This window comes from Chromobacterium alticapitis, from assembly GCF_002924365.1.
Classification (GTDB): domain Bacteria; phylum Pseudomonadota; class Gammaproteobacteria; order Burkholderiales; family Chromobacteriaceae; genus Chromobacterium; species Chromobacterium alticapitis.
Window position 1 is genome coordinate 50,891 of the sequence record NZ_PQWB01000088.1, and the last position, 11,151, is coordinate 62,041.

Consider the following 11,151-nt stretch of genomic DNA (forward strand, 5'->3'; position numbering starts at 1 on the left):
GGCGTTAACGCCCCTCCTTTTCCCCATGCGCCTCTCCACGCTGCTCCCCCTGCTGCTGTTCCTGCTGCTCGCCACCGCTATCGCTTCCCTATCGCACCACAGTCATCTGCAAATCGACAGTTTGTTGCGCCTATCCCCGCAGCCCCCGCTGGAGTGGCAATTGCTGTTGGAGCTGCGCCTGCCGCGCCTGCTTGCTTCCGCTTGCGCCGGCGCGCTGCTGGCCAGCGCGGGCGCCGCCGTGCAGGCCCGCTTCCGCAATCCGCTGGCGGAGCCCGGCTTGATCGGCATCAATAGCGGCGGCGCGCTGGCCGCGGCGCTGGCGCTGAGCCTGGGCGCCGGCCTTTACGGCGTGGCGGCAGCCGGCTTCGTCGGGGGCCTATCCTCCCTGCTGCTGATCCGACTGCTGGGCAGCGACCGCGATGGCAACCGCCTGATCCTGAGCGGGCTGGCTGTCAGCACCTTGCTCGGCAGCCTGCTGACGCTGCTGATCACCACGCTGCCGGATGGCTCGCTGCGCGTCGTCACCTTCTGGCTGATGGGCAGCTTCGCCAGTCTGGAGTGGCCGCAGACCTTGATCCTGCTGCTGGCCACGCCCCTGGTCTGGCTGGGTCTGCACAGCAACTGGCGTTTCTTGAATGCCTTGCAGCTGGGCGAGGGCGCGGCCTTCTATCTGGGTTTCCCGGTGCGCCGCCGCGAATGGGCCGTCATTCTGCTGGCTGCGCTGGCAGCCGGCCTCGTAGTGGCGAACTGCGGCATGATAGGCTTCGTCGGTCTGATGGCCCCGCATCTGGCGCGGCAGCTGGTCGGCGGCGACGCGCGGCGCCTGCTGCTGACGGCCCCGCTGCTGGGCGCCTGGCTTAGCCTGGGCTCGGACTGGCTGGCGCAATCGCTGCTGGCGCCGGCGGAGTTGCCAGTCGGCGTCATCACCAGTCTGCTGGGCGCGCCCTTCTTCCTGTGGCTGCTGCGCCAGCAGGAGCGTCGCCATGCTTGAGGCCCGCCACGCCAGTTTGATCCGGCAAGGCCGTCCGGTGCTGGACGATATCAGCCTGGCGCTGCGCCCCGGCGAGCTGCTGATCGTGCTCGGGCCGAATGGCGCCGGGAAAAGCTCTTTGTTGAAATTGCTGTCCGGCCTGTGGCGGCCTGACTCGGGCGAGATACTGCTGGATGGGCGGCCGCTTATGGAGCTGGGCAGTCTACAGCTCGCCGCCCGGCGGGCCGTCATGGAGCAGCATCCGCAGACGCCGCTAGACTGGACCGCCGAGGAACTAGTCGCCGCCGGCGCCTATTTGCACCCCACTCTCGACAGGCGAAAAACCGCCTCCGCCATAGACCAGGCGCTGGAGCTGGCATCCGCCGCGTACCTGCGCAGGCGCCGACTGGCCGAACTATCAGGCGGAGAAAAACAGAAGCTGCAACTGGCGCGCGCCCTGTGCCAGCTGTTGCTGTCCGAGCATCCTGAGCGCTATCTGCTGCTGGACGAACCCACCGCCGCGCTGGACTTCGCCCTGGCCGACGCGCTGATGGCCCAGGTTCGCACGCTATGCCGCCAAACCGGCATAGGCGCGTTGGCCGTGGTGCATGACCTGAATCTGGCCTTGCGACACGCCGACCAAGCCTTGCTGCTCAACGACGGCCGCGTCGCCGGCTATGGCGCCGCGGCCGACATGATGCAACGCGAAAGGCTGGAACAGGTGTATGGCGTTCGTCTGGCGGAGCTGACGCATCCGGACCAGCCCTGGCGCGCCTTCATTCCGCTGCAAGGCGGCTGACGGATATTGCGCCGAGCGATCAAACCTGCCATTCTGACCTCCTCGCACTCGCAACCGGAATGCTCTCCATGCCGCTGCTTGCCGCTCTGCAATCCCTGCCTAGCCAATTTTGCGGCGAAGGCATAAACCACAACGACCAGACCTTCACCGGCTGCCTGAACTGGATGCCTCTTCCTGGCCAGCGGGCGCTGCTATTGCATTACAGCGCCACCGGCGCCGATGGTTCCACCCTGCATCGTGAGTCCACCCTGCTAGGCTACCAACCCGATGGCACCCTGTGCCTGTGGCCGGTCATGGAAGAGCTCCCCTTTGTGCTGCCCCACCCCGCCATCCGCCTGGCGGAAGACGGCCACGGCACGCTGGAAATCGTGTTCGCCAGCGGGCCGCGCAGCCTTGCCGAGCTATTTCGCCAGGAAATCACCATCCGGCTGGAGGCCAATGGCCAGCTTTATCTTGCCCACGCCTGGGGCATGCCCAACAGCAGCTTCGAAGATAGATCCCAGTGCCGGCTGACGCCGGTGGGCGGCACCGCCTGAACGCTCGCGGCCTGCGGCCGAGCCGTTCGCCTCGGCCATAAACAAACAGGCAACGCGATGGAGCGTTGCCTGTCATCCGCAGCCCTTTGAATCCGTTCACGCCATCGAAGCTTCCTTGCTGGGCTGCACCTCGAACAGCTGCTTGACCTCGCCATTGGCGTCCACGCTCTCCAAGCGGACATCAAAGCCCCACAGCCGGCACACATGCTTCAATACTTCGCGCGCGCTGTTCTCTTCCAGCGGCATGCGGTTGTGCATGGTATGCCGCAATATCAGACTGCGGTCGCCGCGCACATTGACCGACCAGACCTGGATATTGGGCTCGCGCGAACCCAGATTGTATTGCTCGGCCAGTTTGCCGCGAATATCGCGATAGCCCTCCTCGTCATGGATGCACGACACCTCGAGCTTGTCGTCGCGGTCGTCGTCGCGAATCGCGAAAAAGCGGAAATCACGGATCAGCTTGGGCGACAAATACTGCGAAATGAAGCTTTCATCCTTGAAGTTGCGCATCGCGAACTCCAGCGACTCCCGCCAATCCGTGCCCGCCAAGTCCGGGAACCAGGCTCGGTCTTCATCGGTGGGCGCTTCGCAAATCCGCTTGATGTCCTGATACATCGAAAATCCCAGCGCATAAGGATTGATGCCGCTGTACCAGCGCGCCGTCACCGGCGGCTGCGTTACCACATTGGTGTGGCTCTGCAGGAACTCCAGCATATAGCCGTCGGTAATCAGCCCCTTGTCGTACAGGCGGTTCATGATGGTGTAGTGCCAGAACGTGGCCCAACCCTCGTTCATCACCTGGGTTTGCCGCTGCGGGTAGAAATACTGCGCCACCTTGCGCACGATGCGCACCACCTCGCGCTGCCACGGCTCCAGCAAGGGCGCGGATTTTTCGATGAAATACAGCAGGTTTTCCTGCGGTTCCGCGGGAAAGCGCGGCGCGGACTTCCCAGAGTCGTCCTTGTCCCGCCTGGGAATGGTCCGCCACAAATCATTGACCTGCGTCTGCAGATACTGCTCGCGCTCGACCTGCCGCGCCTGCTCCTGCGCCAGAGACAGCTTTTGCGGCCGCTTGTAGCGGTCCACGCCGTAGTTCATCAAGGCATGGCAGGAGTCCAGCAACTCCTCCACCTCGTCTATGCCGTAGCGCTCCTCGCACTTCATGATGTAGCTCTTGGCAAACACCAGGTAATCGATGATGGCCGAGGCGTCGGTCCAGGAGCGGAACAGGTAGTTGCCCTTGAAGAAGCTATTATGGCCGTACGCCGCGTGCGCGATCACCAGGGCCTGCATCATCATGGAATTTTCTTCCATCAGATAGGCGATGCAGGGATTGGAGTTGATCACGATCTCGTAGGCCAATCCCATCTGGCCGCGCTTGTAGCTCTTCTCGGTGGAAACGAAGTGCTTGCCGTAGCTCCAGTGGTGATAATTGACCGGCATGCCCACTGAGGCGTAGGCATCCATCATCTGCTCCGCGGTGATGATTTCCAGCTGATTGGGATAGACGTCCAGCTTGAACTCGTCTACCGCAATCTCGCGGATGGCCCGGTCGTATTCCCCTATCAGTTCGAAGGTCCATTCGGACCCGGTGGAAATCGGTTTCATGCTCTCCCCCTCGCGTTCTCGCTTCATGCTCCGCTCCGGCTTCCCGCCGGCTGGCGCTTGAACAGTTCGCGGAACACCGGATAGATGTCCGAGGCCGAACGTATTTTCTGCATCGCGAACTGCGAACACTGCGCCTTGACCTTCAGGTACTCGTACCACAGGTTTTGCGGCTCGCCCTCTGTGATCTCGATGTAAGCGAAGTATTGGCAATATGGCAGCAGATCCTCCTCCAGGATGCGGCCACAGTTGGCCGAATCACTGTCCCAGTTGTCGCCGTCCGATGCCTGGGCCGCATAGATGTTCCACTCACTGCTGGCATAGCGCTTCTTGATGACATCGCTCATCAGGTTCAGCGCCGACGACACCACGGTGCCGCCGCTTTCGCGCGAATGGAAAAAATCCTGCTCATTGACTTCCACCGCGCTGGTATGGTGGCGGATGAACACGACTTCGATCTTTTCGTAATTGCGCTGCAGGAACATGTACAGCAGGATGAAGAAGCGCTTGGCCATGTCCTTTTTCTGCTCGTCCATCGAGCCTGACACGTCCATGATGCAGAACATCACTGCCTGGCTGGTGGGCTTGGGCTGCTTGACCCGGTTGTTGTATCGCAGGTCAAACGGGTCGATGAACGGGATGGTGGCCAGACGCTCGCGCATCTGATGTATCCTCTGCCGCCTTTCACGCACCTCGATGGCGTTGTCGTCGTCAGACTCGATCAGCGTATCGAGCTCCTCCTCGGCCTCGTCCAGGCGGGCCAGCGTCGGCGCCGCCATCGCCACCCGGCGCGCCAGCGCGCCGCGCAGCGAACGCACGATATTGATGTTGGCCGGCGTGCCGTCATTGGTGTAGCCGGCGCGCACCGTCTTCATCTCCTCAATGCCCATCAACTGGGTCTTGATCAGATTGGGCAGGGCCAGGTCGTCGAAGAAAACATTCATGAACTCCTCGCGCGACAGCTGGAACACGAAATCGTCCTCGCCCTCGCCGTCCTGGCTGGCCTTGCTGCCGCCTCCGCCCGCGCCGCCCTGCGGCCGTGGAATCCGGTCGCCCTTGATGAACTCCTCGTTGCCCGGATGGACGTTCTCCCCCACGCCGCCCTTCCCATGATGGAAATGCGGCTCGGAGATGTCCTTGACCGGGATGGATACCTTTTCCCCACTTTCGATATCGGTGATGCTCCGCCCCTTGATTGCCCTGGAGACGGCTTCCTTGATTTGCGCCTTGAAACGGCGAAGAAAGCGTTCGCGATTGACCGCCGACTTATTCTTGCCGTTGAGGCGTCTGTCTATGATGTGGGACATGGCCACCTCTCTAGCGCGCAATCGCGGACCGCGGATCGCTCTCAGCCATCCGCTGTCCTGCCCGCGCGCGGTTGTATCTCCTCATCGCCCGGCCACCGCGGCCCGGCGCCTCCCGCCCCGCCGCGAACGGCGGGGCTTCCGGCGGCTTAGGATGACTTGCGCACCCGCAGATACCATTCGCACAGCAGCCGCACCTGCTTGGCGGTATAACCTTTCTCCACCATGCGGTTGACGAAGTCTTCATGCTTCTTGGCATCCTCGGCGCTGGCCTTGGCATTGAAGGAAATCACCGGCAGCAGCTCCTCGGTGTTCGAGAACATCTTCTTCTCTATCACCGTGCGCAGCTTCTCGTAGCTGGTCCAGGTCGGATTCTTGCCGCCATTGTTGGCTCGGGCCCGCAACACGAAGTTGACGATCTCGTTGCGGAAGTCCTTGGGATTGGAAATCCCGGCCGGTTTCTCGATCTTTTCCAGTTCGGCGTTCAGCGAAGTCCGATCGAAAATTTCACCGGTATCCTGATCGCGGTATTCCTGATCCTGGATCCAATAGTCGGCGAAAGTCACGTAGCGGTCGAAAATGTTCTGGCCGTATTCCGAGTAGCTTTCCAGATAGGCGGTCTGGATTTCCTTGCCGATGAACTCGACATACTTCGGCGCCAGATATTCCTTCAGGAAAGTCAGATATTTCTGCTCGGTCTCGCCCGGGAACTGCTCACGCTCCACCTGCTGCTCGATCACGTACAGCAAATGCACCGGGTTGGCCGCCACTTCGCTATGGTCGAAGTTGAACACCTTGGACAAGATCTTGTAGGCGAAGCGGGTGGACAAACCTGCCATGCCCTCGTCCACGCCGGCGTAGTCCCGGTATTCCTGCAGCGACTTGGCCTTCGGATCCGTGTCTTTCAGGTTATCGCCGTCATACACCTGCATCTTGCTGTACAGGCTGGAGTTTTCCGGCTCCTTCAGCCGAGACAGCACGGCGAACTGGGCCATCATCTTCAGCGTGCCGGGCGCGCATGGCGCTTTGCCCAGCGAGGAATTGCGGATCAACTTGTCGTAGATCTTGATTTCCTCGTTGACGCGCAGGCAGTACGGCACCTTGACGATATAGATCCGATCGAGGAAGGCCTCATTGTTTTTGTTGTTGCGGAACTGCTTCCACTCGCTCTCGTTCGAGTGGGCCAGGATGATGCCTTCGAACGGGATGGCGCCGAAGCCTTCCGTGCCCTTGAAGTTGCCCTCCTGGGTGGCAGTCAGCAGCGGGTGCAGCACCTTGATCGGGGCCTTGAACATTTCCACGAACTCGAGCAGGCCCTGATTGGCCAGGCACAGGCCGCCGGAGTAGCTGTAAGCGTCCGGGTCGTCCTGGGCGTACTTCTCAAGTTTGCGGATGTCTACTTTGCCCACCAGTGAGCTGATGTCCTGGTTGTTCTCGTCGCCCGGCTCGGTCTTGGCCACCCCGATCTGCTTCAACACCGACGGGTAGCGCTTGACGACGCGGAACTGCCCGATGTCTCCGTTGAACTCGTGCAGCCGCTTCACCGCCCAGGGGCTGGGGATGCCCTTCAGATAGCGGCGCGGAATGCCGTACTGTTCCTCAAGAATGGAGCCGTCCTCGTCATAACTGAACAGCGACAGCGGAGACTCGTTGACCGGGCTGCCCTTCAGGCAATAGAAGGGCACCAGCTCCATCAGCTCCTTCAGTTTTTCCGCGATGGACGACTTGCCGCCGCCTACGGGGCCCAGCAGGTAGAGAATCTGCTTCCTCTCTTCCAGACCTTGCGCGGCATGGCGGAAATAGGCCACCACCTGCTCGATGACCTCCTCCATGCCGTAGAATTCTCGGAAGGCGGGATAAACCTTGATGACTTTGTTGGAAAAAATGCGCGACAGCCGCGAATCGTGGCGGGTGTCCACCAACTCCGGCTCGCCGATGGCCGCCAACATGCGCTCTGCAGCAGTGGCGTAGCCACCCGGATCATGTTTGCACAGCTCCAGATATTCCTGGATGGTGTACTCTTCTTCGCGGGTTTTATCGTAGCGCACTGCGTAGTGACTGAAGATATCCGGGTGCATGACTCTCTCCTGGCTGTTAGCAGGGGCTGCGGCCGGGTCGCAATCGCCCTGGCCGTCCCCCTTGCTGAATTAGAGTGCTGACTTTGTCTCCGGTTCTTTTTTTGGGTATAGCATAGCAGCACGGAATGGCCCGAAAAAACAGGCTGGGAACGGATTCCGGCATTACCGGGGAGCGTGGACGGAAAAGCCTTTGAATCAATGAGTATTTTTAAATAATTTTTTTTGTAACACTCGATGAAGCTTAGTAAACGCTTGTAATTCCAACTGGGATTTTTCTTGAATAAATTTTTTAAAACAACGGCTTATCAATTCTTCCGCAAAACAATGCGGACGCCTATTTCATAAATCATGCCGCGCTGCACCTCATTGCAGCGCTTGACCTCGACTTCCGCCTCGAACGGCTTGCCGGGCGCGCCGCCCACGCCCGGCACCAGCACGATGACGTTCAGCTTCTCGCCATACTGGGGCACGAAGGCCGAGCGCAGCGCCATGCCGTCGACCGACAGATCCACGCACTCGCCATAAAAGGTCTGCCCGCTGCTCAGGCATTTGATGCGCGCCTTGCAACCCATCGCGATGCGCCGGCCGCGCCGGCGATCATAGTACGCGTCAAATCGGGACACCTCGCATCCTCCCGCTCAAATAGGCCGCCAGCCAGTGCAGGCCGACTATCGACTTGCTGTCGCAGATTTCGCCGGTCAGCACCATGTCCATGGCCGCCTCTAGCGGATGGGTCAGCACCTCCAGAAACTCGCCCTCATCCAGTTGCCTCTCACTGAGCACCAGGTCCCGCGCCAGGTAGTAGCTGATCTTCTCATCGGAATAGCCTATGCACGGATGCGCGGTGCCCAGGTAGACCCAGTTATCCGAACGATAGCCGGTTTCTTCCAGCAATTCCCGCCGAGCGGTAACTTCCGGCACCTCGCCCGGGTCTATCTTGCCGGCGGGAATTTCGATGAACTCGCGCTGCGCCGGATAACGGTATTGGCGTTCCAGCACCAGCTCCCCTTGTCTCGTCAATGCCAGGATGGCCACCGCGCCGGGATGCGAGATGTACTCGCGCGACGCCTCACGGCCGTCCGGCAGTTCCACCCTGTCCTTGCGGACAGACAAAAATTTCCCCTCGTAAACTTGTTCGGAAAACAATTGCTTTTCAACTAGATTCACATTTCACCTTTCTGCCATGCCACGCGCTGACCACAGCCCAACGCCACAGCAATCGCGTGGCGAGATAGCCCGCCGCCCCCAGCGTCACGCCCAAAGCCGGCATGCCCACCAGCAAAGGCCAGCCCAAGTTCAACAGCCAGGCCGCCATCTGGCTCAGCCACTCCGCGGGCCCCAGGCTGAATAAGCCTGGCGGCGCAGTCATTGTAGCCGGCCCCGTCTCGCCGAGTAAGCAACGTCCAAAACGATAGGCCAGGTAGTACAGGGGCAGCACTGTCAACGGATTGCTGTATAGCGATACCACCATCGCCGCCGGCAGGTTGACCCGCAGCATCAGCGCCAGCGCCAGCGCGGTGGCCTTCTGCGTGAAGCCCGGCATCACGCCGGAATACAAGCCGACCGCCACGCCCATGGCGACCTTGCGTCGATTGAAGGCCCAGAAGGCCGGCTGATCCAGATGCGGCGCCAGCCAGCGCATCGATGGGCGGGCGAACCATTCATGCCGGCGGGCGGCGAAGGCGCGGATCTTTCGTTTAAATAATGTCATTCCGCATTCAAATCATTACGTTGCCGATACGCCACAGTCTGCCGGGCGCTGGCGCGAAATTTGGTTGTCAAAAGCCCAGGAATAATTTAAACAAGCGTTTGAATTAACCCTGCTTCCATCCGGGGGCATCACAAAACGCATCGCCCTGGCACGCACCAGGCCGCACAACCGAACTGGAGAAACCGAATGCCTGCTTACCAAGCCCCGCTGCGCGACTTTGACTTCGTTCTCAATGAACTGATCAAGGTACAGGACATCATCCCCACGTTGCCAGGTTATGAAGAAGCCACTCAAGACATCTTCCAGGCCTATCTGGAGCAGGCCGCCCAGTTCTGCGAATCGGAGCTCGCGCCGCTGAACCGCCAGGGCGACGAAGAAGGCTGTCAGTTCGACAGCGCCACCAAGTCCGTCACCACGCCGGCCGGCTTCAAGGAAGCCTACAAGCAATACTGCGAGCTGGGCTTCCCGGCGCTGGACTGCGATCCGGTCTATGGCGGCCAAGGCCTGCCCAAGAGCATGACCTTCCCCATCATGGAGATGCAATGCTCGGCCAACGTCGCTTGGTCCATGTATCCGGGATTGTCTCATGGTGCCTATTCCGCCATCCACGCCCACGGCACCGAAGAACAGAAAAAAACCTATCTGCCCAAGCTGGTGGACGGCAGCTGGACCGGCACCATGTGCCTCACCGAACCACACTGCGGCACCGACCTGGGCCTGCTGAAGACGCGCGCGGAACCCAACGCGGACGGCAGCTACCGAATCACCGGCACCAAGATCTTCATCTCGGCCGGCGAGCACGACATGTCGGACAACATCATCCACCTGGTGCTGGCCCGCCTGCCGGACGCGCCCAAGGATGTGAAGGGCATCTCGCTGTTCATCGTGCCGAAATTCCTGGACGGCGGCGCCCGCAACCCCGTCACCTGCGGCAGTCTGGAACACAAGATGGGCATCAAGGCCAACGCCACCGCCGTGATCAATCTGGACGGCGCCCAAGGCTGGCTGATAGGCGAGCCGAACAAGGGCCTGGCCTGCATGTTCACCATGATGAACGCCGCCCGCCTCGGCTGCGGCATGCAGGGCCTGGGCCTGGGCGAAGCTTCCTTCCAGGGCGCGCTGGCCTATGCGCGCGAACGCCTGCAAATGCGCGCGCTGAACGGCGCCAAGTGCCCGGACAAGGCTGCCGACCCCATCATCGTGCATCCGGACGTGCGCCGCATGCTGCTGACGCAAAAGGCCTACACCGAAGCAGGCCGCGCGCTGGCCGCGCTGCTGGCGCTGCAGCTGGACATCGAAGACAAGCATCCGGACGCCGCCGTCCGCGCCGACGCCGCCGATCTGGTGGCGCTGCTGACCCCTGTGGCCAAAGCTTTCATGACCGACAACGGCTACACCGCCGCCAATCTGGGCATGCAGGTGTTCGGCGGCCACGGCTTCATCCGCGAATGGGGCATGGAGCAACTGGTGCGCGACTGCCGCATCTCGCAAATCTATGAAGGCACCAACGGCATCCAGGCCATAGACCTGCTGGGCCGAAAGGTATTGCTGGATCAGGGCGCCAAGCTGCGCAAGTTCACCAAGCTGATCCACAAGTTCTGCCAGCAGTACGAAGGCCACGCCCAGTTGGGCGAGTTCGTCAATCCGCTGTCCAAGCTGATGAAGGAAGTCGGCGAAGTCACCATGGGCATCGGCATGGCCAGCCTGCAGGACAAGGACGAAGCCGGCGCCGCCGCCACCGACTACCTCCGCCTGATCGGCCACCTGGCCTACGCCTGGCTGTGGGCCCGCATGGCCGAAGTCGCCTACGCCAAACTCGGCCACGGCGATGACGCCTTCTATAACGCCAAGATCGCCACCGCCCGCTTCTACTACGCCAAGCTGTTGCCGGAGGCGGAAGCGCTGAAGGCCAGCATCAAGAGCGGCGCCAAGCCGCTGATGACACTGACAGATGAGCACTTCGCCTTCTAAGATAGCCTCAGCTCGATCCAGACAGGCCGCACTTCGCAAGAGCGCGGCCTGTTGCTTTTTCATCTGGCCCAAAATCTTAGGCTATGTCCCAATTCCGTGTTGGGAGCTATGCTGAATACGGTAGCAGACCGGGAGCAACGCCATGGATGCCCAAAGTTTTCAGCGTTTTCTTGC

At 61.1% G+C, this 11,151-nt stretch carries 10 protein-coding genes; 4 read left to right on the forward strand and 6 right to left on the reverse strand.

All coding sequences use genetic code 11. The annotated features are described in order from the left end of the window. Nucleotides 1-25: 25 nt before the first annotated feature. The 3 genes from C2I19_RS16590 (at nucleotide 26) to C2I19_RS16600 (ending at nucleotide 2,305) form a co-directional block, all read left to right on the forward strand. Nucleotides 26-991, forward strand: a complete 966-nt coding sequence (locus tag C2I19_RS16590) for a FecCD family ABC transporter permease (RefSeq protein ID WP_103903767.1) — start codon at nucleotides 26-28, stop codon at nucleotides 989-991. Beyond that, the gene (locus C2I19_RS16595; protein ID WP_103903768.1) at nucleotides 984-1,769 is read left to right on the forward strand and encodes an ATP-binding cassette domain-containing protein; all 786 of its coding nucleotides are present in this window, start codon (nucleotides 984-986) and stop codon (nucleotides 1,767-1,769) included. The genes C2I19_RS16590 and C2I19_RS16595 overlap by 8 nt, the downstream gene beginning before the upstream one ends. 68 nt (nucleotides 1,770-1,837) lie before the next feature. Continuing rightward, entirely contained in the window at nucleotides 1,838-2,305 is a 468-nt protein-coding gene (locus C2I19_RS16600) for a hypothetical protein (RefSeq protein WP_103903769.1), read from the forward strand. A 96-nt stretch (nucleotides 2,306-2,401) separates the two neighbouring features. On the opposite strand, the gene C2I19_RS16605 is transcribed toward C2I19_RS16600, so the two are convergent. The 6 genes from C2I19_RS16605 to C2I19_RS16630 all read right to left on the reverse strand — a co-directional run bounded on the left by C2I19_RS16605 (nucleotide 2,402) and on the right by C2I19_RS16630 (nucleotide 9,006). Further along, nucleotides 2,402-3,943: a SpoVR family protein gene (locus tag C2I19_RS16605; protein WP_233201236.1), complete on the reverse strand. Its 1,542-nt coding sequence runs from the start codon at nucleotides 3,941-3,943 to the stop codon at nucleotides 2,402-2,404. Continuing rightward, the gene (locus C2I19_RS16610) at nucleotides 3,940-5,220 is read right to left on the reverse strand and encodes a YeaH/YhbH family protein (RefSeq protein ID WP_103903771.1); all 1,281 of its coding nucleotides are present in this window, start codon (nucleotides 5,218-5,220) and stop codon (nucleotides 3,940-3,942) included. The genes C2I19_RS16605 and C2I19_RS16610 overlap by 4 nt, the downstream gene beginning before the upstream one ends. Before the next feature lie 146 nt (nucleotides 5,221-5,366). Then, the gene (locus C2I19_RS16615) at nucleotides 5,367-7,295 is read right to left on the reverse strand and encodes a PrkA family serine protein kinase (protein ID WP_103903772.1); all 1,929 of its coding nucleotides are present in this window, start codon (nucleotides 7,293-7,295) and stop codon (nucleotides 5,367-5,369) included. A 305-nt stretch (nucleotides 7,296-7,600) separates the two neighbouring features. Continuing rightward, complete coding sequence (locus tag C2I19_RS16620) at nucleotides 7,601-7,918, reverse strand: PilZ domain-containing protein (RefSeq protein ID WP_103903773.1); 318 nt, start codon at nucleotides 7,916-7,918, stop codon at nucleotides 7,601-7,603. Further along, complete coding sequence (locus tag C2I19_RS16625; RefSeq protein ID WP_103903774.1) at nucleotides 7,905-8,462, reverse strand: NUDIX domain-containing protein; 558 nt, start codon at nucleotides 8,460-8,462, stop codon at nucleotides 7,905-7,907. Before C2I19_RS16625 ends, C2I19_RS16620 begins: the two co-directional genes overlap by 14 nt. Then, on the reverse strand, nucleotides 8,449-9,006 hold the full coding sequence (locus C2I19_RS16630; RefSeq protein WP_103903775.1) for a DUF2062 domain-containing protein: 558 nt from the start codon (nucleotides 9,004-9,006) through the stop codon (nucleotides 8,449-8,451). Before C2I19_RS16630 ends, C2I19_RS16625 begins: the two co-directional genes overlap by 14 nt. A 186-nt stretch (nucleotides 9,007-9,192) precedes the next feature. Here C2I19_RS16630 and C2I19_RS16635 point away from each other — a divergent pair, with 186 nt between their 5' ends. Next, nucleotides 9,193-10,977: an acyl-CoA dehydrogenase C-terminal domain-containing protein gene (locus C2I19_RS16635; protein ID WP_103903776.1), complete on the forward strand. Its 1,785-nt coding sequence runs from the start codon at nucleotides 9,193-9,195 to the stop codon at nucleotides 10,975-10,977. Nucleotides 10,978-11,151: the final 174 nt, after the last annotated feature.

Bases quoted from the DNA above. Each gene is read 5' to 3' on its own strand.
- C2I19_RS16590 (WP_103903767.1), top strand. From the start codon at position 26: ATGCGCCTCTCCACGCTGCTCCCCCTGCTGCTGTTCCTGCTGCTCGCC.
- C2I19_RS16595 (WP_103903768.1), top strand. From the start codon at position 984: ATGCTTGAGGCCCGCCACGCCAGTTTGATCCGGCAAGGCCGTCCGGTG.
- C2I19_RS16600 (WP_103903769.1), top strand. From the start codon at position 1,838: ATGCCGCTGCTTGCCGCTCTGCAATCCCTGCCTAGCCAATTTTGCGGC.
- C2I19_RS16605 (WP_233201236.1), bottom strand. From the start codon at position 3,943: ATGAAGCGAGAACGCGAGGGGGAGAGCATGAAACCGATTTCCACCGGG.
- C2I19_RS16610 (WP_103903771.1), bottom strand. From the start codon at position 5,220: ATGTCCCACATCATAGACAGACGCCTCAACGGCAAGAATAAGTCGGCG.
- C2I19_RS16615 (WP_103903772.1), bottom strand. From the start codon at position 7,295: ATGCACCCGGATATCTTCAGTCACTACGCAGTGCGCTACGATAAAACC.
- C2I19_RS16630 (WP_103903775.1), bottom strand. From the start codon at position 9,006: ATGACATTATTTAAACGAAAGATCCGCGCCTTCGCCGCCCGCCGGCAT.
- C2I19_RS16635 (WP_103903776.1), top strand. From the start codon at position 9,193: ATGCCTGCTTACCAAGCCCCGCTGCGCGACTTTGACTTCGTTCTCAAT.